The 21,460-nt window shown below is 66.9% G+C and carries 22 protein-coding genes; 11 read left to right on the top strand and 11 right to left on the bottom strand.

Annotation, left to right across the window (positions count from 1 at the left end; all coding sequences use genetic code 11):
• Positions 1 to 2: 2 nt before the first annotated feature.
• The 3 genes from AB0F86_RS19320 to AB0F86_RS19330 all read right to left on the bottom strand — a co-directional run bounded on the left by AB0F86_RS19320 (position 3) and on the right by AB0F86_RS19330 (position 3,139).
• Complete coding sequence (locus tag AB0F86_RS19320; protein ID WP_225278442.1) at positions 3 to 284, bottom strand: hypothetical protein; 282 nt, start codon at positions 282 to 284, stop codon at positions 3 to 5.
• Between the two features lie 12 nt (positions 285 to 296).
• A complete protein-coding gene (locus tag AB0F86_RS19325) occupies positions 297 to 1,460 on the bottom strand; it encodes an inorganic phosphate transporter (RefSeq protein ID WP_225278441.1) in 1,164 nt (387 codons plus the stop codon).
• Positions 1,461 to 1,633: 173 nt separating this feature from the next.
• Positions 1,634 to 3,139 (bottom strand): ATP-dependent DNA ligase, encoded by a 1,506-nt coding sequence (locus AB0F86_RS19330; protein ID WP_356985325.1) that lies wholly within the window; start codon positions 3,137 to 3,139, stop codon positions 1,634 to 1,636.
• A 94-nt stretch (positions 3,140 to 3,233) separates the two neighbouring features.
• Between AB0F86_RS19330 and ramB the strand changes: the two genes are divergently transcribed.
• Positions 3,234 to 4,640 (top strand): acetate metabolism transcriptional regulator RamB, encoded by a 1,407-nt coding sequence (gene ramB, locus AB0F86_RS19335; RefSeq protein ID WP_225278439.1) that lies wholly within the window; start codon positions 3,234 to 3,236, stop codon positions 4,638 to 4,640.
• 3 nt (positions 4,641 to 4,643) lie between these two features.
• Here the strand turns inward: ramB and AB0F86_RS19340 are convergent, their stop codons facing one another.
• Complete coding sequence (locus AB0F86_RS19340) at positions 4,644 to 6,473, bottom strand: acyl-CoA dehydrogenase (protein WP_356985326.1); 1,830 nt, start codon at positions 6,471 to 6,473, stop codon at positions 4,644 to 4,646.
• A gap of 319 nt (positions 6,474 to 6,792) precedes the next feature.
• Here AB0F86_RS19340 and urtA point away from each other — a divergent pair, with 319 nt between their 5' ends.
• From urtA to AB0F86_RS19370, 6 genes are read left to right on the top strand one after another with little or no spacing between them, the layout of a single operon-like run.
• Positions 6,793 to 8,043 (top strand): urea ABC transporter substrate-binding protein, encoded by a 1,251-nt coding sequence (urtA, locus tag AB0F86_RS19345; RefSeq protein WP_225278437.1) that lies wholly within the window; start codon positions 6,793 to 6,795, stop codon positions 8,041 to 8,043.
• 60 nt (positions 8,044 to 8,103) lie between these two features.
• On the top strand, positions 8,104 to 8,988 hold the full coding sequence (gene urtB, locus AB0F86_RS19350; protein WP_067484718.1) for an urea ABC transporter permease subunit UrtB: 885 nt from the start codon (positions 8,104 to 8,106) through the stop codon (positions 8,986 to 8,988).
• The gene (gene urtC, locus AB0F86_RS19355) at positions 8,985 to 10,097 is read left to right on the top strand and encodes an urea ABC transporter permease subunit UrtC (RefSeq protein ID WP_356985327.1); all 1,113 of its coding nucleotides are present in this window, start codon (positions 8,985 to 8,987) and stop codon (positions 10,095 to 10,097) included. The genes urtB and urtC overlap by 4 nt, the downstream gene beginning before the upstream one ends.
• The gene (gene urtD / locus AB0F86_RS19360; protein WP_356985328.1) at positions 10,094 to 10,900 is read left to right on the top strand and encodes an urea ABC transporter ATP-binding protein UrtD; all 807 of its coding nucleotides are present in this window, start codon (positions 10,094 to 10,096) and stop codon (positions 10,898 to 10,900) included. Before urtC ends, urtD begins: the two co-directional genes overlap by 4 nt.
• Positions 10,893 to 11,585, top strand: a complete 693-nt coding sequence (gene urtE, locus AB0F86_RS19365; RefSeq protein ID WP_067641975.1) for an urea ABC transporter ATP-binding subunit UrtE — start codon at positions 10,893 to 10,895, stop codon at positions 11,583 to 11,585. The genes urtD and urtE overlap by 8 nt, the downstream gene beginning before the upstream one ends.
• 14 nt (positions 11,586 to 11,599) lie before the next feature.
• The gene (locus tag AB0F86_RS19370) at positions 11,600 to 12,304 is read left to right on the top strand and encodes a GntR family transcriptional regulator (RefSeq protein WP_225278434.1); all 705 of its coding nucleotides are present in this window, start codon (positions 11,600 to 11,602) and stop codon (positions 12,302 to 12,304) included.
• Positions 12,305 to 12,384: 80 nt separating this feature from the next.
• Here AB0F86_RS19370 and AB0F86_RS19375 read toward each other — a convergent pair whose 3' ends face one another.
• Complete coding sequence (locus AB0F86_RS19375) at positions 12,385 to 13,266, bottom strand: NERD domain-containing protein (RefSeq protein WP_356985329.1); 882 nt, start codon at positions 13,264 to 13,266, stop codon at positions 12,385 to 12,387.
• 186 nt (positions 13,267 to 13,452) lie between these two features.
• On the opposite strand from AB0F86_RS19375, the gene AB0F86_RS19380 reads away from it, so the two are divergent.
• Together AB0F86_RS19380 and AB0F86_RS19385 are read left to right on the top strand one after the other, a co-directional pair.
• Positions 13,453 to 14,004, top strand: coding sequence for a carboxymuconolactone decarboxylase family protein (locus tag AB0F86_RS19380; protein ID WP_225278432.1), 552 nt, complete (start codon positions 13,453 to 13,455; stop codon positions 14,002 to 14,004).
• An 82-nt stretch (positions 14,005 to 14,086) separates the two neighbouring features.
• Positions 14,087 to 14,464: a VOC family protein gene (locus AB0F86_RS19385; RefSeq protein WP_225278431.1), complete on the top strand. Its 378-nt coding sequence runs from the start codon at positions 14,087 to 14,089 to the stop codon at positions 14,462 to 14,464.
• Here the strand turns inward: AB0F86_RS19385 and AB0F86_RS19390 are convergent, their stop codons facing one another.
• Entirely contained in the window at positions 14,465 to 14,848 is a 384-nt protein-coding gene (locus tag AB0F86_RS19390) for a hypothetical protein (protein ID WP_225278430.1), read from the bottom strand.
• Positions 14,849 to 15,011: 163 nt separating this feature from the next.
• Positions 15,012 to 15,845: an NmrA family NAD(P)-binding protein gene (locus tag AB0F86_RS19395; protein ID WP_356985396.1), complete on the bottom strand. Its 834-nt coding sequence runs from the start codon at positions 15,843 to 15,845 to the stop codon at positions 15,012 to 15,014.
• A 91-nt stretch (positions 15,846 to 15,936) separates the two neighbouring features.
• Between AB0F86_RS19395 and AB0F86_RS19400 the strand changes: the two genes are divergently transcribed.
• Positions 15,937 to 16,326 carry a helix-turn-helix domain-containing protein gene (locus AB0F86_RS19400; RefSeq protein ID WP_356985330.1) on the top strand — a complete coding sequence of 130 codons (390 nt, stop codon included), beginning with the start codon at positions 15,937 to 15,939 and terminating at the stop codon, positions 16,324 to 16,326.
• Here AB0F86_RS19400 and AB0F86_RS19405 read toward each other — a convergent pair.
• From AB0F86_RS19405 to lpdA, 3 genes are all read right to left on the bottom strand, one after another.
• The gene (locus tag AB0F86_RS19405; protein WP_356985331.1) at positions 16,323 to 17,021 is read right to left on the bottom strand and encodes a polysaccharide deacetylase family protein; all 699 of its coding nucleotides are present in this window, start codon (positions 17,019 to 17,021) and stop codon (positions 16,323 to 16,325) included. The two genes, AB0F86_RS19400 and AB0F86_RS19405, sit on opposite strands and share 4 nt — an antisense overlap.
• A gap of 151 nt (positions 17,022 to 17,172) precedes the next feature.
• Positions 17,173 to 17,487, bottom strand: a complete 315-nt coding sequence (locus AB0F86_RS19410) for a L,D-transpeptidase (protein WP_225278427.1) — start codon at positions 17,485 to 17,487, stop codon at positions 17,173 to 17,175.
• A 430-nt stretch (positions 17,488 to 17,917) separates the two neighbouring features.
• Entirely contained in the window at positions 17,918 to 19,321 is a 1,404-nt protein-coding gene (gene lpdA, locus AB0F86_RS19415) for a dihydrolipoyl dehydrogenase (RefSeq protein ID WP_225278426.1), read from the bottom strand.
• Positions 19,322 to 19,430: 109 nt separating this feature from the next.
• Here lpdA and AB0F86_RS19420 point away from each other — a divergent pair, with 109 nt between their 5' ends.
• A complete protein-coding gene (locus AB0F86_RS19420) occupies positions 19,431 to 20,456 on the top strand; it encodes an AraC family transcriptional regulator ligand-binding domain-containing protein (RefSeq protein ID WP_356985332.1) in 1,026 nt (341 codons plus the stop codon).
• Here the strand turns inward: AB0F86_RS19420 and AB0F86_RS19425 are convergent.
• Positions 20,361 to 21,350: a LysR family transcriptional regulator gene (locus tag AB0F86_RS19425; RefSeq protein WP_225278424.1), complete on the bottom strand. Its 990-nt coding sequence runs from the start codon at positions 21,348 to 21,350 to the stop codon at positions 20,361 to 20,363. The genes AB0F86_RS19420 and AB0F86_RS19425 overlap by 96 nt on opposite strands.
• Positions 21,351 to 21,460 lie beyond the last annotated feature (110 nt).

Genomic DNA, 21,460 nt, shown 5'->3' on the forward strand with positions numbered 1-21,460 from the left:
GCTCAGGATTGTCCGAACAGGTGGATGCCGAACTGGTGTGCGATGAAAGCCTTTGCCGTGAACAGGATTCCGCAGATCACCAGCGCGACGATGAGAACGACGCAGACGAACGCGCCCGCGAGGGCGAGATGGTTGCGCCGCACCCCTCCGTCGGCGTCGACCGTTTCGCCGTTGGCCCACCAGCGCACCGCGAACGCGAAGACGGCGGGCACGCCCGCGCCGAGGACGAGGGCGGCGATCAGCACATCCCACAGTTCACGCAGATTCAGCCAGAGTGTGTGCATCCCGGTGTCCTCCTATTCCGGCCGCGGGTGGTCGGGTTCGGCCGAGGCCCATTCCTCGTTGACGTTGTGGTGGTCGACCGGGTCGCGGCGCGAGCGCAGGTAGATGGCCAGCGCTCCCGAGATCAGTATCGCGAACACCACGAGCACGCCCGCCAGGCCACCGATCAGATACGCCAGCCCCCAGCAGATCGCGCCGACCACGCCTGCCGCGGGCAGTGTGAGCATCCATGCGACAACCATGCGGCCCATCACGCCCCAGCGCACCTCGGCGCCCTTGCCGATGCCGGTGCCGAGGATGGCGCCGGTCGCGGTCTGTGTGGTCGACAGCGGCAGCCCGAAGTGCGCGGAGGTGAGGATGATCGCCGCCGACGTGGATTCGGCCGCCAGGCCCTGCGGCGACTCGATCTCGACGAGGCCCTTGCCGAGGGTCCGGATGATGCGCCACCCACCCAGGTAGGTGCCGAGCGCGATGGCGAAGGCACAGGAGGCCATCACCCACAGCGGCATGTGGTCGTCGGCGTCGATCGAGCCGTAGGCCACCAGCGCGAGGAAGATGACGCCCATCGTCTTCTGCGCGTCGTTGGTGCCGTGGGCGAGCGAGACCAGCGAGGCCGATCCGATCTGACCCCAGCGGAAGCCCTCGTCGGTCTTGTCCTTACTCACCCCTCGGGTGATGCGGTACACCAGATAGGTGCCGATCGCGCCGACCAGCGCGGCGACGACCGGCGCGAGCACCGCGGGCAGCACGATCTTCACCAGCACACCCTCGGTGCCCGAAACCCAGATGACGCCGCTCCAGCCGAGCGCGGCGAGCGTGGCGCCGATCAGCCCGCCGAACAGGGCGTGCGAGGAACTCGACGGCAGGCCGAGCAACCAGGTGAACAGATTCCACAGGATGCCGCCGACGAGCCCCGCGAACACGATCACCAGCAGATCCTGGCCCTGTACCTCGTCGAGCCGCACGATCCCCTTGGCGACGGTCGCGGCGACGGCCACCGAGAGGAACGCGCCGATCAGGTTCAGCGCACCCGAGATCGCCACGGCCGTCTTCGGCTTCAACGCACCGGTGGCGATGGAGGTCGCCATGGCGTTGGCCGTGTCGTGGAAGCCGTTGGTGAAGTCGAAGGCGAGAGCTGTGACGATGACGATCAACAGGACCACAAGTTCGGCGCTCACCCGACCAGTGTGTCGTATGGCTGTGTCATTGGCGGCTGGCGCCGCGGGGTTTCGGCCCTAAACCCTGACTCTTCCCTCCCTACGGGCACTCCTTCGTCGCACCCTCCGGTCAGTCCATCGCCAGGGACGGGCCGAAACCGCAGCGAGGCATTCCTACCCGAAGGGCGCTGCGCTCAGTGTCCGCCCAGCGCACGCACGGTTTCGATGGTGTCGGCCTGGGCGGGTTCCTTGTCCGGGCGGTACCGAAGCACCCGGGCGAACCGCAGGGCGACGCCGCCGGGGTACCTGGTGCTCGTCTGCACGCCGTCGAGCGCGATCTCGACCACCAGATCCGGGCGCAGGTACACCGTCTGGGCGTCGCGGTGGGTGGCGTGACGGGGGAATTCCTCGGTCTGCCAGCGCAGCAGTTCGTCGGTGAGGCCCTTGAATGTCTTACCGACCATCACCGGTTCGCCGGTGTCCGGGTCGAGCGCGGCCAGGTGCAGGTTCGACAGGAATCCCGTGCGGCGGCCGTAACCCCATTCGGCACCGATGACCAGCAGGTCGAGGGTGTGCGCGGGTTTGACCTTCTGCCAGGCCTTACCGCGCCTGCCCGCCGCGTACGGCGCCTCGAGCGACTTCACCATCACGCCCTCGTTGCCGACGGCGAGCGCGTCGTCGTAGCACTCGGCGGCCGCCTCGGCGTCGGGCGCGACCAGTGCCGGGATGGCGTGCTGTCCGGCCACCCGGTCCAGTGCGGTGCGGCGCACGCGCAGGGGCTCGTCGAGCAGGTCTTCGCCGTCCAGGTGCAGGCAGTCGAAGAAGTACGGGTGCAGCAGCAGTTCGCGGGTGTCGCCGACGGTGGCGAAGCGGCTCATCGTCTCCTGGAACGGGCGCGGGCGACCGGCGTCGGTGAGCGCGAGGGTCTCGCCGTCGAGCACCACGCTCGTGCAGTCCAGGCCACGAACCAACTCGACCAGTTCGGGTACGCCTGCGGTGATGTCGCGCAGGGTGCGGGTGAACACCCACACCTGCTCCCCCGCCCGGTGCACCTGGATGCGGGCGCCGTCGAGTTTGTGTTCGACGCTCACCTGTGGGCCGAGTTCGGCCAGCGCCTCGTCCAGTGAGCCGCCCGGGGAGGCGAGCATCGGCGCGACCGGCCTGCCCACCTCGAGGCGGAACGCCCGCAGCGCGTCCTCGCCGCCGGTGATCGCTGCGACGGCGGTGGCGGGCAGGTTCCCGGAGAGCATGTGGGCGCGGCGGATCACGTCGACGCCAATGCCGGTGGATCGAGCCAGGCCCTCCACCACCTGCGCGGTGAGCGCGCCCTGGCGCAGTTCGCCGGTGAGCAGCCGGATCAGGAAGGACTGTTCCTCTTCGGTCGCCGCCGTGAACAGCTCGGTGAGTATTTCGCGGCGGCTGTTGGTGGAACTCAGGCCCTTCAGCCGGGTGAAGTAGTCGTCGACCTGTTCGACCGTGAGTCGGTTCCGATCGCTCGCCGCCGCGCCCAGCCCGGTCACCGTTCGCCACCCCACACCGATCCGGCCCTGGGTGAGTTCACCCGACAACCAGGCGACCACGGTGCCGATCTCCGCCGGACCCGCGGCCGAGAGCAACGCGGCGAGGGCGGCGGTCTTCTCCTTGCGCGACCGGGTGGCCCGGACCTGCTCCGAGGTCGCGACGACATCGCTGAACAGCACCGTTCGACCGTAACGCGCGGGTGTGACACATCGCTCAGCACACGCTGCTAAGAACCGGTTGGCAACCCTGTGAAACCGCCCATAAACTGGACATATGGCCAAAACCTATGTCGGTGCGCGGCTGCGCCAGCTGCGTACCGAGCGTGGGCTGAGCCAGGTGACGCTGGCCCAGAAACTGGAGATCTCGGCCAGTTATCTCAACCAGATCGAGCACGATGTGCGCCCGCTGACGGTCCCGGTGCTCACCCGGATCAACGAGGTCTTCGGCGTCGACCCCACCTTCTTCTCCGCCCAGGACGACACCCGGCTCATCGCCGAACTCCAGGAAGTGGTGATGGATGCCGAGCTGGGCATCGAGGCCGACACCAAGGAGATCGCCGACATGGTGTCGGCGCACCCGTCGATGGCGCGGGCCCTGGTCGCCATGCACAACCGGTACCGCAACACCAGCGCTCAGCTGGCCGCCGCCACCGAGGACCGTTTCGCCGACGGCTCCGGCAGTGCCGCGATCAGCAAGCCGCACGAGGAAGTGCGCGACTACTTCTATCAGCGCCAGAACTACATCCACGAGTTGGACACCGCCGCAGAGGATCTCACCGCGCGCATCCGCTTCCACGGCGGCGAGGTGAGCACCGAGATCGCCCGGCTGCTGCGCTCGCACGGTGTGCGGATCAGCGAGCGCATCGACCTCGGCGAGGGCGTACTGCACACCTACGACCCGCAGACCAAGCAGCTCGAGATCTCCCCGCACCTGTCCGGCGGGCAGCGCACCTTCAAACTGGCCGCCGAACTGGCCTATCTGGAATGCGGCGCGCTGCTCGAAAAGCTGGTCGAGGAGGGCAATTTCGCCTCCGACGCGTCACGCAAGCTGGCCATGCTCGGCCTCGCCAACTACTTCGCCGCAGCGACGGTGTTGCCCTACACCCACTTTCACGAGGTGGCCGAGGACTTCCGGTACGACATCGAACGGTTGTCGGCGTTCTTCTCGCAGAGCTACGAAACCGTCTGCCACCGCCTGTCCACCCTGCAACGTCCGTCGCTGCGCGGTGTGCCGTTCTCCTTCGTCCGGGTGGACCGCGCGGGCAACATGTCGAAACGCCAGTCCGCCACGGGTTTCCACTTCTCCGCCAGCGGCGGCACCTGCCCGCTGTGGAACGTCTACGAGACCTTCGCCTATCCGGGCAAGATCATGACCCAGATCGCCCAGATGCCCGACGGCCGCAAATACCTCTGGGTCGCGCGCACCGTGGAACGCCGCGCCACCCGCTACGGTCAGCCGAGTAAAACCTTCGCCATCGGCCTCGGCTGCGAACTACGCCACGCCTCCCGCGTCGTCTACGCCGACGGTATCGACCTCGGCGAAGCCACCGCGACCCCCATCGGCGCGGGCTGCCGAGTCTGCGTCCGCTCCAACTGCCCCCAACGCGCCTTCCCCCCACTCGGCAAGTCCCTCGACATCAGCGAACACCGCAGCTCGGTCTCCCCCTACCTCATCAAGTAGCGCTCAGAAGGCTTCTTCCGGGATGGCCATGATGTCGGTGTCGAGGGCGGCCAGGACGGAGCGGGTTGCGGTGAGTTCGGGCAGGACGTTCTTGGCGAAGAACGAGGCTACGGCTACTTTGCCCTGGTAGAAGGGGCGATCCTTGGCGGAGGATTCGCCGGTGAGGGCGGCGGCGGCGATTTCGGCCTGGGCGAGCAGGCGCCAGCCGATGAGCAGGTCGCCGACCGCCATCAGGAAGCGGACCGAGCCCAGGCCGACCTTGTAGAGCTCGGGCGGGTCCTGCTGTCCTGCCATGGCGTAGCCGGTGAGGGTGGCGGCCATGGCGGCGACGTCGGACTGGGCGGTGCGCAGCAGGGCGCGTTCGGTGGCGAAGCGGCCGGAATCGTTGGCCAGGAACGCGGAGATCTGCGCGTTGAGATGGCCCATCGCGGCGCCGCCGTCACGAATGATCTTGCGGAAGAAGAAGTCCTGGGCCTGGATGGCGGTGGTGCCTTCGTACAGCGAGTCGATCTTGGCATCGCGGATGTACTGCTCGATCGGGTAGTCCTGCAGATAGCCGGACCCGCCGAAGGTCTGCAGCGATTCGGTGAGCAACTGATAGGCCCGCTCGGACCCGACACCCTTGACGATCGGCAGCAGCAGATCGTCGATGCGGTGCGCCATCTCCGGGTCGGCACCCGAAACCAGCTGCGCCACATCCACATTCTGATGTGCGGCCGTGTAGAGGTACACCGCCCGCAGCCCCTCCGCGTACGCCTTCTGCATGGCCAGCGACCTGCGCACGTCGGGATGGTGGGTGATGGTCACGCGCGGCGCCGTCTTGTCGGACATCTGCGTGAGATCCGCACCCTGCACCCGTGTCTTGGCATATTCGAGCGCGTTCAGATACCCGGTCGACAACGTGCCCGACGACTTCACCCCCACGGTCATGCGCGCGTTCTCGATCACCTTGAACATCTGCGCGATCCCGTTGTGCACCTCACCGACCAGCCACCCCTTGGCGGGCACACCCGTGGCGCCGAAGGTGAGTTCACAGGTGGGCGAGGATTTGATGCCCATCTTGTGCTCGAGCCCGGTGACGTACACACCGTTGCGGTCGCCGATCTCCATGGTGTCGGGGTCGAAGAGGAACTTCGGCACATAGAACAGCGACAGGCCCTTGGTGCCGGGCCCCGCGCCTTCGGGCCGGGCCAGCACCAGGTGGAAGATGTTCTCGGCCGCCTCGCCCACATCGCCACCGGAGATGAACCGCTTCACCCCTTCGATGTGCCACGACCCGTCGGGCTGCGGGATCGCCTTGGTGCGCCCGGCGCCGACGTCGGAGCCCGCGTCCGGCTCGGTGAGCACCATCGTGCCCTGCCAGCCGCGCTCGAATCCCCCACGCGCCCAGCGCTTCTGTTCCTCGGTACCGATCTCGTAGAGCACCGAGCCCATGAGCGGGCCCATGTTGAAGAAGCTGGCCGAGGGGTTGGCGCAGATGATGAGCTCGTTGATGGCCCACAGCAGCACGTTGGGCGCGGGCGTGCCGTCCATGCCCTCGGGCATGCCGAGCCGGTACCACTGCGCCTCGTGCACGGCGGCCACGGTCTTGCGCAGCGGCTCGGGCACGGTGATGTCGAAGGTGTCGGGGTTGTAGGTCACCGGGTTGCGGTCGGCCTCGGCGAAGGTCTCCGCGATCGGGCCCTCGGCCAGCCTGCGCACCTCGTCGAGGATGTGGCGCACCGTGTCGGAGTCCAGGTCGCCGTAGGCGCCGGTGTCGAGGAGCTTGTCGAGCCCGAGTACTTCGAAGAGATTGAATTCGATGTCACGCACGTTGGCCTTGTAGTGCCCCACTGGGCTCCTCCTCGACTGACCATCCCGCGGCCCGAGCGCCGCGAGATTCCGGCTGTTCGACGTCGTACGAATCGCCAGCGTGCCGCACGGGTGCGTGGCTACGCAACCGTAGCCACGCTGTAGCTCCCCACCGAACAATTCACACGGACGAAACAGACGAAACGGGCACGTGACCGGGAGATATTCCGCTGCAACATGTTCCATCTACTGTTCCGCTCACGAATACAGCCGCTGTATACAACCCGGTGTACAGCCAGGCAGCGGTGTGTTCGTTGTGGCGCGCGTGCGCCGCCGTTACACCTGATGAGGAGAACGCCCCATGTCTGATTCCCGTGTGCTCAGGGCACTGGCCGTCCCCACGGCGGTAGCCCTGGCCGGCCTGTTGCTCACCGGCTGCGGCGCCCGCGACGACGCCTCGACCGGTTCCACCGCGGCGTCCTGCGTCGACACAACCAAAGACACCATCAAGGTCGGTTCGCTGCACTCGCTCTCGGGCACCATGGCGATTTCCGAAGTCACCGTTGCCAATTCGACCAAGCTGGCTGTGGACCAGATCAACGCGGCGGGCGGGGTGCTCGGCAAGAAGATCGAAATCGTCCCCGAGGACGGCGCGTCCGACCCGAAGACCTTCGCCGAGAAGGCCGAGAAGCTCATCAGCTCCGACTGTGTCGCCGCGGTGTTCGGCGGCTGGACCTCGTCGAGCCGCAAGGCCATGAAGCCCAAGTTCGAGAGCCTGAACTCGCTGCTCTACTACCCGGTGCAGTACGAGGGTCTGGAAGATTCCAAGAACATCTTCTACACCGGCGCCACCACCAATCAGCAGATCGTCCCGGCCCTGGACTACCTGAAGCAGAAGGGCATCACCTCCCTCTACCTGGTCGGTTCGGACTACGTCTTCCCGCAGACCGCCAACCGCGAGATCAGGGCCTACGCCGCCGCCAACGGCATCGAGATCAAGGGCGAGGACTACACCCCGCTGGGCTCCACCGACTTCTCCACCATCGTCAACAAGGTGCGCACCGCCAAGGCGGGCGCGGTGTTCAACACCCTCAACGGCGACTCCAACGTGGCGTTCTTCCGTGAGTACTCCAACGCGGGCCTCGAGGCTGCCGAGATGCCGGTGGTCTCGGTGTCGATCGCCGAGGAAGAGGTCGTCGGTATCGGTGCGGACCGCCTCGCCGGCCAGCTGACCGCCTGGAACTACTACCAGACCGTCGACTCCCCGGCGAACAAGAAGTTCGTCGCCGACTACAAGGCCGCCTTCGGCGCCGACAAGCCCACCTCCGACCCGATGGAAGCCGCGTACGCGTCGGTGTTCCTGTGGAAGAACACGGTGGAGAAGGCGAAGTCGTTCGCGGTGGCCGACATCCAGGCCGCGGCCGACGGCGTGAGCTTCGAGGCCCCCGAGGGCACCGTCACCATCGACGGCTCCAATCACCACATCACCAAGACCGCCCGCATCGGTGAGATCCGCGCCGACGGCCTGATCTACACGGTGTGGGATTCCGGCAAGGCGATCACGCCCGACCCGTACCTGAAGTCCTACGAGTGGGCCAAGGGCCTGAAGTAAGTCGCCCGGCAGGTGTGGGGCGCGCCGCGCCCCACACCGTTTCTCTAGGAGTCCACCACAATGGACGTGCTGATCGGCCAGCTCTTCACAGGGTTGAGCCTGGGATCCATTCTTCTGCTCGCCGCGCTCGGTTTGTCGCTGACCTTCGGTCAGATGGGCGTCATCAACATGGCGCACGGCGAGTTCATCATGGCCGGTTGCTACACCACTTATGTTGTGCAGCAGGTCTTCTCCTCGGCCGGAGTCTCGCTGGCCGTCTCGCTGCTCGCCGGTTTCCTGATCGGTGGCCTGCTCGGTGCCGTCCTGGAAATGGGGCTCATCCGCTACATGTACGACCGGCCGCTCGACACCCTGCTCGTCACCTTCGGTGTCGGCCTGGTGCTGCAGCAGGCCGCGCGTGACATCTTCGGCGCGCCCGCCAAGAACGTGCTGGTGCCCGAATGGCTCAGTGGCGGAATCACCATCGCCGGTGCGGTGGTGCCCAAGACGCGCATCTTCATTCTCGTGCTCGCGATCGTCGCGGTGACCGCGCTGGCCGCCGTCCTCAAGACGACCCCGATGGGCCGTCGCATCCGCGCGGTCGTGCAGAACCGTGGTCTCGCCGAAACCAGCGGCATATCGAGCAGATTCACCGATATCAGCACGTTCTTCATCGGCTCGGGCCTGGCGGGGGTGGCCGGTGTCGCGCTCACGCTCATCGGTTCGACCAGCCCGACCATCGGGCAGAGCTATCTGATCGACGCCTTCCTCGTGGTCGTGATCGGTGGGCTCGGCCAGATCAAGGGCACGGTGATCGCGGCGTTCGCGCTCGGTCTGCTCAACTCCTTCATCGAATACTCCACCACCGCGTCGATCGCGAAGGTGATCGTGTTCGTGCTGATCGTCATCTTCCTGCAGGTCCGCCCGCAGGGTCTGTTCACCGTGCGGACGAGGAGCCTGGCATGAACGCACTGACCGAACGCCTTCGCGCCTATCCCCGGCTCACTCCGCTGGCCGGGTTCGCGGTCGCGGCGATCATCCTGTTCGCCGTCGCCCCGGCGGTGCTGAGCGACTTCCGGCTGAACCTGCTCGCCAAGTTCCTCTGCTTCGCGATCGTGGCGGCGGGCATCGGATTGGCTTGGGGCCGTGGTGGAATGCTCACCCTCGGGCAGGGTGTGTTCTTCGGCATCGGCGCCTACATCATGGCCATGCACATGCAGCTCGCCGACGCCGCACGCCTGGGCAACGAGGTGCCCGAGTTCATGGAGATCTCCGGCATCAGCGAACTGCCGGGCTTCTGGCAGCCGTTCGAATCCGCATCGGTCGCGACCCTGGCCATCCTCGTGCTGCCCGCGCTGGTCGCGGCCGTGCTCGGGTACGGCGTGTTCAAGCGGCGGGTGCGCGGTGCGTACTTCGCCATTCTGAGCCAGGCGCTCGCGGCGGCACTGGCGATTCTGCTGACCGGTCAGCAGGCCATCGGCGGCTTCACCGGGCTGTCGGACTTCCGGGCGTTCTTCGGGTTCCGGCTCTCGGACCCGGCCAACCGGCAGATGCTGTTCTTCATCGCGGCGGGCACGCTGCTCGTGGTGGTTGCGCTGATCCGTCAGCTCAACCGCAGCCGCTACGGCGAGCTGCTGATCGCGGTGCGCGATGCCGAGGAGCGGGTGCGTTTCCTCGGGTACGACCCCGCGAACATCAAGATCGTCGCGTACGTGGTCGCGGCGTTCCTCGCCGGTATCGCGGGTGCGCTGTTCACACCGATCGTCGGCATCATCTCGCCCGCCGATATCGGTGTCGTCCCGTCGATCGCGTTCCTGATCGGCGTCGCGATCGGTGGCCGCACCACCCTGCTCGGTCCGGTGCTCGGCGCGATCGGTGTCGCCTGGGCGCAGACCTCGCTGTCGGAGTCGTTCCCGTCGGGCTGGACCTACCTGCAGGGCGTGCTGTTCATCGTGGTCGTCGGGTTCATCCCCGCCGGTCTCGCCGGACTGTGGCCGATGTTCAAGGGATGGCGCGAGAGCCGCAAACCGGAAACACCCGCTGTGGTCACCGAGGAGAAGGTGCTGGCCCGATGACTTCACACGAACCCAAGCCCGGCGGCAATGCGGGCATGAACAGCGACTACCTCGAAATCCGCGGTCTGTCGGTGTCTTTCGACGGATTCAAGGCGGTGACCGATGTCGACCTGACCGTCCTGCAGGGCGACCTGCGGTTCCTCATCGGGCCCAACGGCGCGGGCAAGACCACCCTCATCGACGCGATTACCGGCCTGGTCCCGGCGACCGGATCGGCGCAGAAGTCGGGTATCGAACTGCTCGGCAAGAAAGTGCACCAGATCGCCCGGCTCGGCGTGGGGCGCACCTTCCAGACGGCGAGTGTGTTCGAGCAGCTCACGGTGCTGCAGAACCTCGACATCGCGGCGGGCGCGGGCCGCTCGGCACTGTCGCTGCTGCGCGCGCGCAAAGCCGTGCTGCCCACCATCGAAGAGGCCTTGGAGACAACAGGTCTCACCGCGCTGCGCGACAAACCCGCCGGAGTGCTCGCACACGGCCAGAAGCAATGGCTCGAGATCGGCATGCTGCTCGTGCAGAACGCCTCGGTGCTGCTGCTCGACGAACCCGTCGCGGGCATGAGCGCCGAGGAACGCGAGGAGACCGGAAACCTGTTGCGCCGCATCGGTGGTGACCGCGTGGTCCTGGTCGTGGAGCACGACATGGACTTCATGCGTTCCTTCGCCACCTCGGTGACGGTGCTCGCGGGCGGCAAGGTGCTCAGCGAGGGCAGCGTGGAACAGGTGCAGGCCGACCCGCGCGTGCAGGAGGTCTACCTCGGCACCGCGGCCATGGCAACCACAGACAAGGAAGCCGCCGATGCTTGAACTAGACGAGGTCCGTTCGGGATACGGGCGCACCGAGGTGGTCCACGGCGTGAGCCTGACCGTCCCCGACGACAGCGTGGTCGCGATCATGGGCCACAACGGCGCGGGCAAGACCACCCTGCTGCGCACCGCCGTCGGGCTGCTGCCGACCAAGTCGGGCACCATCACCTTCGACGGCGAGAAGATCAGCAAGCTCTCGCCGTCACAACGGGTGAAGCGGGGCATCGCCTATGTTCCGCAGGGTCAGCAGAGTTTTCCCCAGCTGTCCACAGCCGAGAACCTGCAGGTGGTCGCCGATGGTCGCAAGCGCGGCAAAGCGCTGATCGACGAATCGCTCGACCTGTTCCCCGCCCTGCGCGAGCTGCTCACCCGCAAGGCCGGGTTGCTCTCGGGCGGTCAGCGGCAGCAACTCGCCATCGCCCGCGCCCTCATCACCGAACCGAAACTGCTCATCCTCGACGAACCGACCGAGGGCATCCAGCCCTCGGTCGTCGCCGAAATCGAGCGGACCATCATCGAATTGACGCAGCGCGGTGGGTTGAGCGTGCTGCTGGTGGAGCAACACATCGGTTTCGCGTTGCAGGCCGCCCAGCAGTACTACGTGCTGCACTCGGGGCACGTCGGTTCCACCGGACCGGGCGGGGCGGGCGCGGAATCGGCTGTGCGCGCGGCGATGGCGATCTGAACGCAGGCCGCGTCATGGGCAGGGGTGGGCGGGTTTCGCTGGCCGACCGCGTGTACGAATCGCTGCGTGACGATCTGGCCACCGGTCGGCTCGCACCGGCCGAGCGGTTGCGCGCCGAACGGCTGGCCCGGCGCTACGGCGTCTCGCGCACTCCGGTGCGCGAGGCGCTGGCCCGGTTGCAGGCCGACGGCCTGGTGCAGCGTCATCCGGAGGGGCTGTACCTCTACCGGCCACGGCTGGCCGAACTCGACGAGCTTTTCGAGTTACGAATGGTTCTGGAAACACGGGGCTTTCAACGTTCGACGCTCGGTTCGGCTGCGGCCCCGGCCGGACACGATCTGGTCGCCGTTCGCACGGAACTCACGCGCTGGCAAGAATTCAGGGACACGCCGCCGCGCCCGGGCCCCGAGCTGGTCGCGGCCGATGAGCGGTTCCACACCGAACTGCTGCGGGCAGCGGGCAATTCGGCCCTCGCCGAAGCTCTGAGTGCCGTCTACATCCGGGTCCGCCCGGTGCGCACGATGGATGTGCCGACCACCGACCGGGTAGCGGCGATGACCACCGAACACATCGCCATCGCCGAGCACGTGCTGGCTGGACGCCGCGAGCGCGCCCTGCACACCCTCGTCACCCACATCACCACGTCCTGCGTGCATGTGCGGGCTCGGGCCGAGCAAGCTATCGCCTTCACGAAACTAGGTGGGACTGTGCGTGATTGACGGCTCCGTTGCGGTGTCGGCGCCCAGTCGGGCACGGCCCGACCCACGTGCCGCGATTGTGCGGCGGTATCGGACGGGAGTCAGCAGTCGGTCTGGAACGGCCAGCAGTGGGCGGGACGGTGGGTGACGGTGACCGGGGCAGGGGTGGTCGACTCGGTGATGTCGGAGACCGTTCGCGGGGACGGTGAGTCGGTGAGCAGGGCGAGGATCACCATCACCAGCACGATCAGCATGCCGAGCACAGCCAGGCCGAACACCACCAGACCTGCCAGTTTGCCCTCCTTTGCCGGTTCGGTGGGCGGGGCGGGCGGTTCGACACGACGGGGTCGTGGGGCGGTCGGTGCCGGGTCGGGGCGTTTGGCCGGGAATCCGTCGTCGGTGAGCTCGGTACGGGCGGGGGCGAGGTCGGCCAGGCCGAGCGCGGCGCAGGTGTTGAGCACCCTCTCGACGGTCCATTCGCGCGGGCCGACCGAGAAGTTCTCCAGGTAGACGCGTAATTCGTGCGCGTCGACAGTATTGGCGACCAGCACGTCGAGGCCCGGGCGTAACGCGGTGCGCGCCGGTCGCACCACCACACCCCGGTACGGCACGAGCACCACCGCCCCGCACACATGCCTGCTCTCCTGCAGCGCGTGTTCCAGCGCCACCCGTACCGCGTGCACACCGTGTTCGAGCCGGTCGGTCAGCCCGCTCGACGGTCCGGCCTCCAACTCCAGCGGACTGTCGCTGATCGTCCACACCCCCGTGCTCGACATGGCAAGCAACCCGCTCTGCCGTCGCCGGAATCCCAACACGTCGATCACCGTGATCCCCCGCGGCGTCACCACCACTGCGTCGAGGCGCCGATCCCCCACCTGTGGGTCGATCAGGGCGAGCCCAGGGCTCGGATAGGCGCTCAGGCATTCGACGAACTCCCGCTCGGCGCCGGTGAGTTCCGCGCCCGGCATGATCCGAACCAGCATTGCGATGTTCCCCTACCACTGCTGCGACCTCACCGCCGCTGCGCGCTGCGGTACCCAAATCATGACGCGCAACTGTTCCGAAAACCACTGGAAACCAAAGAAAAACCGACTCGCCACCGTGCACGCGTACCGCCGAGTACGCTGTCGATTCCGACGGAACCGAGCGATAAGACGAGGTGGACGACGATGGCCGCAACGCCCCTACCACGCATTTCCCCCGGCCGGTTGGGTGAACTCGGACCGATCAACTGGGTTGTCTGGCAGGTACTTTCTCGCGCGGCGGGCACGGCGGACGCCCACCTTTTCAGCACACTCGGTCGCACCCGTGGGCTGTTCCGGGGTTGGCTGCATTTCTCCGGCAAGCTCATGCCGGGTGGGCGATTGCCGCGCGCGGAGGCCGAATTGGTGATTCTGCGGGTGGCGCATCTGCGCGACTGCGGTTACGAGGCCGACCACCATCGCCGGCTCGGGCGCAAGGCCGGGCTGACCGCGGTCGAGGTGGATCGAGTGGCGGCGGGGCCGGACGCGGAGGGGTGGACGCCGCGTCAGCGGGCGCTGCTCACCGCGACCGACCGGCTGGTGACCACCCGCGATATCGACGACGCGGCGTGGGCGGAGCTGGCCGCGCACTACGACGAGCGGTTGCTCATCGAGATCGTGCTGCTCGTCAATCAGTACGAGGGCCTCGCGTCGACCATCACCACGCTGCGGATCGAACGCGACACCTTCAAGGTGTGATCCAGCTCATAGAGCGGTCGGTTGTCATTCTTCGCAGACTAAAAGCGTACAAAGTACGGAATAACGTCATCGAGGAGAGTCCATGCAGATCACCGCTTCCGCCGTCTCGCTCAATGTGGACGACCCGCAGGCGTCGGCCCAGTTCCTCGTCGACCACCTCGGTTTCACCGAGAACATGGCCGCCGACGGGTTCGTCAGCCTCGGCAGGCCCGACGCGGGCATGGACGTCATCTACCTGCGCACCGGCCTGAAGTCGTTCAAGCCGGCGCGGATCGCGGGCAGTGCGGGCGAGGGTGTGCTCGTGGTCTTCGTGGTCGACGACATCGACAGCGAATACGAGCGATTGCGCGACGCGGGCGTCCCGATCGAGACGCCCATCGAAACCGAGGAATGGGGCGAGCGCTACTTCCAGATGACCGACCCCAACGGCGTGGTCATCCAGCTCGTGCAGTGGGTGTGATCAGCGGCGCGCGACCCGCAACGCGGCCACGATCAGCGGAATCTGCAGCGGCAAACGCGCGACCACCCCGGCCTTGAACGCGGGCGAGGACTTGGGGTTGCCGAGCACGTCGACGGTCATCTGCACATTGGCCGGGAAAACGGCGACGAACAGGCCCGCGGCGAGCCAGCCACCGAAACGCCGGGTCTTCGGCACTGCCAGCGCCGTGGCGACACCCAGCTCGGCGACCCCGGAACCGTAGGTATAGGCCCGGGGTTCGCCGGGCAACTGCTTGGGCACGATGCCGTCGAACAGCTTCGGCGCGACGAAATGCAGGACACCGACCACGAACAACAAACCACTCAGGTAGGTGTGCGCGCGCCGACGGGGAGTTTCATGAGCCACGCTCCGCACTGTAGCGGTGCGAACCCGGGGGCGTCACCAGGCACTTCAGTCACCCCCGGACACCGTCGCCGTCGAGGGGTGTGCCACCGGTGACAGCCAACGCTGGTATTCGCCCGGCGGGCACCGCGCAGCGTCCGCCGCGAGCCTTGCGACGCCGGGCTTCTCAGGCCGACGCGAAGACCGAGGCCGCCGGGGTGGCCGGGCGGCCGAGGAGCTTGGTGAGGTCGCCGGTGCGCACCTCGAGGAAGCCCTGGGCGATGCCCGCGTCCGAGTCGGCGAGGACCGTGGCGAACTGCTCGTCCACGCCCGCGGCGTGCAGGGTGGCCGCGTATTCGCTGGTCGGGAGGTTCTCGTAGCGCACAGTCGCGCCGGTGGCCGCACCGATTGCGGCGGCCAGGTCGGGGCCGGAGAGGGCTTCGTCGCCACCCAGCTCGTAGACGCGGCCCGCGTGCCCGTCTCCAGTGAGGACGCGGGCCGCGGCCTCGGCGTAGTCGACTCGGGCCGCACCCGAGACGCGACCCTCGTCCATCGCGCCGCGCAGCACGCCGGTCTGTGCGGCGAGGGCCGCGGCCTGGCTGTAGTTCTCCCAGTACCAGCTGTTGCGCAGCAGCACCGTCGGCACCGACGCGCCCGCGAGCACCTCTTCGGTGCCGCGATGTTCGGCGGCCAGGATCATCGGGTTCACCTCGGCCCGCGGAATGCTCGTGTAGGCCAGCAGCTCGACACCCGCGCGTTCGGCCGCTCGAATCACGGTGGTGTGCTGGGCGACTCGCGCGCCGAACTCGTTGCCCGAGATGAGCAGCAACCGGTCGACACCGATCAGCGCGGCATCGAGCGCTGCCGCGTCGTCGTAGGACGCCTGGCGTACTTCGACATCGAGATCGGCCACCTTCGCCGGATCCCGCACGATCGCCACCGGCCGTTCACCCGCCGCGACCAATGCCTCGACGACGAGCCTGCCCAGCTGTCCACTCGCTCCGGCCACCGCAACAGTCATGACTTCCTCCGAACTGATCGACATGCACTAACTATTAGTAAGTACTATGCATTCAGTAGGCGCTGTCGTCAAGGAGGGTAAGATCACCGGTATGAGTGAGCAGCACCTCGACGACGATCAGACGCTGGAAGCCGACGTCTTCGCACGCGACTGCGCGTCCAGGTCGGTGCTGCAGAACGTCGCGAGCCGGTGGGGTGTGCTCGCCCTGGTGGCCCTGCGGGAGGGTCCGTTCCGGTTCAGCGCGCTCCGCAGGCGGGTCGACGGGGTGAGCGAGCGCATGCTGTCGCAGACCCTGCAGGCCCTCGAGCGCGACGGCATGGTGCACCGCGAAGTCCTGGAGGCCATTCCGCCGCGCGTGGAATACACCCTCACCGAGCTGGGCGCACAGGTGGCCGACCGGCTGCACGCGCTGATCGAGGTCCTCGAAACCAATATCGACACGGTGCAGGCGGCGCGCTCCGGCTACCGCGGCAACGGCTAGTTCTGCGCCAGCATGTCGGAGACGGTGGCGAAGCGGTACCCCTGTGCGCGCAGGCCGGTGACGATGCCTGGCAGCGCGGCCGCCGATTCGGTGCCGTGCATGACGTGCAGCAGCACGATGGAACCGGGGCGGGTCTGTTCGAGGGTGGTGGCGACCACGGTGTCACGGTCGACGCCGCCCGCGGAATCGGGTTCGACATCCCAGGTCACCGTGGTGCGGTCGTGGTCGGCGAGGTATTTCGGCAGGCCGTAGAGCTTCTTGCCGTAGGGCGGGCGGAAGGTGATCGGCCCCTGATAGCCGGTGCGGCGGATCTCGGTGTCGGTGCGTTCGATCTCGTCACGCACGGTGTCGCCCGAAACCAGCACCATGCGGCGGTGCGTGTAGGTGTGGTTGCCGATTTCGTGCCCCGCCGCCGCGATCGCCTGCCCGAATTCGGGATGCGCGGCGAGATCGTCACCGACGAGGTAGAAGGTGGCGGGCACCTGCAATTCGGCCAGGGTGCGCAGGATTTCCGGGGTTCGTTCGGTCGGCCCGTCGTCGAAGGTGAGTGCGACGACTTTGTCCTGGGTTTCGACACGGTTCACGAGTTCGCCGGTGAGCTGGTAGGTGCGCGAATTCATCAGCACATAAAGCCCCGCCACCACCGCGACCACGACCACAAGCACCGCGGCCGCACCCGTCAACCATTTGCGCATAGTGGTGTATACCGCAGATATCTCGCGCCGACGACCCGAGGCGAGAACATGGGTAACTCACCGGGGACGGGCGGACGCGACCACATCCAAATGCTTGCCGCGTCCGCAGTCCCCACGTACCCGAGTCTGGCCTGAAGTCCCGGAGAGGCGGCTACGGTATTACCTGGGTGATGTCGCCGGGGTTCAGGTAGTCGAAGAATCGGTGGGCGCCGTCTTCGGTCATGCGAACACAACCGTGTGACTTCGAGGTGACCGGGCCGACGTGGAATGCCATGTCACCGTTGAAGAATGTCGCCCATCGCATCGGTGCGTCGTGCATGGTGCTCCAGTGGAATTCCCGCTTGAAGGAAATGCGGGTCACCGCGGGCGGAGTTTCGAATCCCGCCATTCCGTGCGAGATCGGTGTCGGTCCGAAGACCACCCGCCCGTTGTCGACCAGCCATGCCTCGTTCGTCGACAGCCGCATGCACGCCCTTGCCTCGACCACCGGGCAGGGTGACGCCGTCGGAATCACGGAGGGGACACCCGGAATATCGGGTCCACCAGGGAAAAGAGGTTCCGCCGCTGCGGGAGCCACGGCAACCGATCCAGCCGCCGCGACAAGAGCCGCTACACGTGCCATCCATCCGAGAATGCGCTTGCTCATGGGTTCTCAGTTGCCTCTCAACCGTGCCCGCCACCCGCGAGTCGACCGGGCGAGGGGACCATCTCATGGAACACGAACATGTCGAACACGAGCTTGGAACAACCACCAGAGGTGCTAACGCATCATCGACCACAAAAGAGGATTCACCAAATCAATCTCCGCGATTCGGCCGAAAAGAAATAGAAACCCGGTAGTTCCGGGCATGAGCGAGGGGCGGCCGCTTCGCGAACCGCCCCTCGGGATCTGCTGATCAGAAGTTGATCATGTGGCCGGCGAGGCCGTGGATCGCTTCCTGCAATGCCTCGCTGAGCGTGGGGTGGGTGTGCACGTTGCGAGCCAGCTCGTTGACCGTGAGGTCCCACTTCTGGGCCAGTGTGAGCTCCGGCAGCAGCTCGGACACGTCGGGGCCGATGAGGTGGCCACCGATGAGTTCGCCGTGCGTGTTGTCGGCGATCAGCTTCACGAAGCCGGTCGGGTCGGCCAGGCCGTGGGCCTTGCCGTTGGCGGTGAACGGGAAGGTCGCCACCTTCACGTCGTAGCCTTCGTCGCGGGCCTGCTGCTCGGTGAGGCCGAAGCTGGCGACCTGCGGCTGGCAGAAGGTGGCGCGCGGCATCATCCGGTAGTCGCCGAGCGCCATGGTCTCGGCGCCGCCGATGGTCTCCGCCGCGACCACGCCCTGTGCCTCGGCCACGTGGGCCAGCTGCAGCTTGGCGGTGACGTCACCGATGGCGTAGATGTGCGGCACGTTGGTGCGCATGTAGTCGTCGATCGCGATGGCGCCGCGGTCGGTGAGCTGCACGCCGGTGGTCTCGAGGCCGTAGCCCTCCACACGCGGCGCGAAGCCGACGGCCTGCAGCACCTTGTCGACGGTGACGGTCTCGACGTTGCCGGACTTGTTGTCCTTGATCTGGACGGTGACCTTGGAGCCGTCGTCGTCGATCGACTGCACGGCCGCACCGGTGGTGATGGTGATGCCGAGCTTCTTGTACTGCTTGGTGATCTCCTTGGAGACGTCGACGTCCTCGTTGGGCAGGGCCCGGTCGAGGAATTCGACGATCCGCACGTCGACGCCGTAGTTCTTCAGGACGTAGGCGAACTCCATGCCGATGGCGCCCGCGCCGACGATGAGGATCGAACCCGGCAGGTCGCGGGTGAGGATCTGCTCCTCGTAGGTGACCACGTTCTCCGACAGCTGGGTGCCGGGCAGCAGCTTGGTCGTGGTGCCGGTGGCGATGATGACGTTGTCGAAGCTGATCGACTCGTTGCCACCCTTGGTGAGGGCGACGTCGAGCGAGTTCGGGCCGGTGAAGGTGCCGAGACCGTCGAACTCGTCGATCTTGTTCTTCTTCATCAGGAAGTGCACGCCCTTGACGCGACCGTCGGCCACCTTGCGGCTGCGGTCGAAGGCGGCGCCGAAGTCGAAGCTGACCTCACCGGAGATGCCGAAGGTCTTGGCTTCCTTGTGGAAAATGTGGGCCAGTTCGGCGTTGCGCAGCAGTGCCTTGGACGGGATGCAGCCCACGTTCAGGCACACGCCACCCCAGTATTTCTGCTCGACAATCGCTGTTCGCAGGCCGAGTTGAGCGGCACGGATCGCGGCGACATATCCGCCGGGACCAGCGCCGAGAACGACGACATCGTAGTGGGAAGTCACGTCACCGAGCCTAACTCTGTTTCGGGGAGTTCACCCACCCGTCCCCCACTTCGGTGAGATGCGCTCGCCCGACCTCGATCGAGGCGGACCGGACGGTACTGTCGGCGGGGTGAGCGGCGCGGGATCAGGGGGCCGAGCGGAAATCGGCAGCCGGGTCGACGGCACCGTTTCGGTCCACCTGGTGCGCCTGCTGGTTCAGTCGGCGCGACGGTTCGGGGTGGCCGAGGAACAGCTGGCGCGCGTACCCGGCACCGACGACGTGGTGCTGCGTGGTGAGCTGAACCGGCTGCCGATGAGTTCGCTGCTTCGGCTGTGGGAGTTGATCGCGCGGCCCGGCGCGGGCGCCGCGGTGGCCGAGGCCGCACCGCTGGGCACCTTGAACACCTGGGACTACCTGGTGACAACCGGCGCGACACTGGCGGATTCGTTGCGCGCCGCCCAGCCGTACCACCGTCTGGTCACCGCCGCTGCCGAAGGTTTCGACCTGTCCGGCGAGGCCGATCTCACCATCGGTTATCGCACGTCGGCCAACGACCCGACGGTCGCGTCGACGGTCAACGAATACGTGCTGGCGTACTACCTGCGCCGCGCCCGCGAGGCGACCGGCCGAGTGCTGGTCCCGGCGAAGGTGACCTTCGGTCATCTGGCACCGGCCGACCACCGCTCCCTGATCGACGTATTCGGCACTGGCAACATCGAATTCGGTGCCGACGCCGACTCGATCACGTTCCGCGCCGACGATGCCAACGCTCCACTCCCCCGCGCCGACCCGATGCTCGCCGACCTGATGCGCAGCCACGCCGACCTCGTCCTCGCGTCCGCACGCACCGTCGCCGACCCGCTCGACGCGTTCCGCGTCGCCCTCGCGTCCGCCCTCGACGCCGCCGACCCCACCCTCGCTCGCGTCGCGAAGGCCCTGGCCATGAGTGAACGCTCCCTGCAACGCCACCTCGCCGAACAGGGCACCACTTGGCGCGAGGAACTGGACCGCCTCCGCTACGAGCGCGCGAAAACCCTGCTCTCCCAGGGCCTCACCACCTCAACCATCGCCCGCCACTTGGCCTTCACCGACGACCGCGCCCTCCGCAAGGCCTTCCACCGCTGGACCGGAACCCCGCCCACCCTCGCGCGCTGACGCCCCTGGCCGCAAGGTCTTCCCGATCTCGTCGGCGAGCAGAAAGCCGGCCAGGCCGTGTGCGTGTTTCTCCCGGCGCACGAGGGAGATGATGTTGAGGCTGAACGCGTCTCGAACCTGGCGGAAGAGCAGCCGGCCGTCGCGGAGTTCCTCGGCGATGTCGAATTCGCTGAGGAAGGCGATGGCGTCTCCGGACATGGCGAGCCGCTTCATCGTTTCGATGGAATTGGTGTGGAAGGCCGGCTGGATATCGAGTCCCGCATTGGTGAAGGCTTCGGCGACGATGCCGTGGATCACCATGGACCGGTCGGCGAAGATCAACGGAAACGGTGTGCACTGGGCGAGCGGAACGGTGTCCATCGGTGCGAGCGGATGATGCGGTGAGACAACAACTCCCAGCCGGGTGTTCATCTGCCAGCAGACTTCCAGCTGGGCCGAGGCCGGGATATTGAAGCCGAGGCCGAGGTCGGCCTCGCTGTTCTCGATGGCCCCGACGATGTCGAGGGTCGACATGGTGCGGATCGAGATCCGGATCTGCGGATGACGAGCCCGGAAGCTGGCAGCGGCGGTGGCGACGACACTGCTGGCCAGGCCGGTCATGGTGGCGATGACCACCTCGCCGCTGCCGAGGGCGCGCAGGTCCCGGATATCGGTGACCGTTTCCCGGTATTGGCGCAGCGTCTGCCTGATATGGGCGACCAGCGCCTCGCCGGCCGGGGTGAGCCGCATACCGCGAGGCAACCGTTCGAACAGCGGCTGTTCCAGCTCTGCCTCGAGCAGCAGGATCTGCCGGTTGATCGCCGAGGGCGCGACGTGCAGCCGGGCACCTGCCGCACGAATCGACCCGAGCCGAGCCACCTCGTCGATGTAGTGCAGCAATCGTGAATGGAGCATCACGCACCTCCTCGGCAGAGTGTACGAGAATTGAGTACACCTCGTGCGAAAACGAATGCTTGTGGGCAACAGTGCCAGTCGCGTCCAATCAATACAGGCACACATATCGA

Source organism: Nocardia sp. NPDC023733 (genome assembly GCF_040639775.1).
Classification (GTDB): domain Bacteria; phylum Actinomycetota; class Actinomycetes; order Mycobacteriales; family Mycobacteriaceae; genus Nocardia; species Nocardia rosealba.

Excerpts from the sequence above, each read along its gene's own strand:
- AB0F86_RS19320 (WP_225278442.1), bottom strand. The coding sequence starts at position 284 with ATGCACACACTCTGGCTGAATCTGCGTGAACTGTGGGATGTGCTGATC.
- urtE (WP_067641975.1), top strand. The coding sequence starts at position 10,893 with ATGCTTGAACTAGACGAGGTCCGTTCGGGATACGGGCGCACCGAGGTG.
- urtB (WP_067484718.1), top strand. The coding sequence starts at position 8,104 with ATGGACGTGCTGATCGGCCAGCTCTTCACAGGGTTGAGCCTGGGATCC.
- AB0F86_RS19395 (WP_356985396.1), bottom strand. The coding sequence starts at position 15,845 with ATGACTGTTGCGGTGGCCGGAGCGAGTGGACAGCTGGGCAGGCTCGTC.
- AB0F86_RS19405 (WP_356985331.1), bottom strand. The coding sequence starts at position 17,021 with ATGCGCAAATGGTTGACGGGTGCGGCCGCGGTGCTTGTGGTCGTGGTC.
- AB0F86_RS19410 (WP_225278427.1), bottom strand. The coding sequence starts at position 17,487 with ATGCGGCTGTCGACGAACGAGGCATGGCTGGTCGACAACGGGCGGGTG.
- urtA (WP_225278437.1), top strand. The coding sequence starts at position 6,793 with ATGTCTGATTCCCGTGTGCTCAGGGCACTGGCCGTCCCCACGGCGGTA.
- AB0F86_RS19400 (WP_356985330.1), top strand. The coding sequence starts at position 15,937 with ATGAGTGAGCAGCACCTCGACGACGATCAGACGCTGGAAGCCGACGTC.
- AB0F86_RS19380 (WP_225278432.1), top strand. The coding sequence starts at position 13,453 with ATGGCCGCAACGCCCCTACCACGCATTTCCCCCGGCCGGTTGGGTGAA.
- AB0F86_RS19370 (WP_225278434.1), top strand. The coding sequence starts at position 11,600 with ATGGGCAGGGGTGGGCGGGTTTCGCTGGCCGACCGCGTGTACGAATCG.
- urtD (WP_356985328.1), top strand. The coding sequence starts at position 10,094 with ATGACTTCACACGAACCCAAGCCCGGCGGCAATGCGGGCATGAACAGC.
- urtC (WP_356985327.1), top strand. The coding sequence starts at position 8,985 with ATGAACGCACTGACCGAACGCCTTCGCGCCTATCCCCGGCTCACTCCG.
- AB0F86_RS19425 (WP_225278424.1), bottom strand. The coding sequence starts at position 21,350 with ATGCTCCATTCACGATTGCTGCACTACATCGACGAGGTGGCTCGGCTC.
- ramB (WP_225278439.1), top strand. The coding sequence starts at position 3,234 with ATGGCCAAAACCTATGTCGGTGCGCGGCTGCGCCAGCTGCGTACCGAG.
- AB0F86_RS19385 (WP_225278431.1), top strand. The coding sequence starts at position 14,087 with ATGCAGATCACCGCTTCCGCCGTCTCGCTCAATGTGGACGACCCGCAG.
- AB0F86_RS19375 (WP_356985329.1), bottom strand. The coding sequence starts at position 13,266 with ATGCTGGTTCGGATCATGCCGGGCGCGGAACTCACCGGCGCCGAGCGG.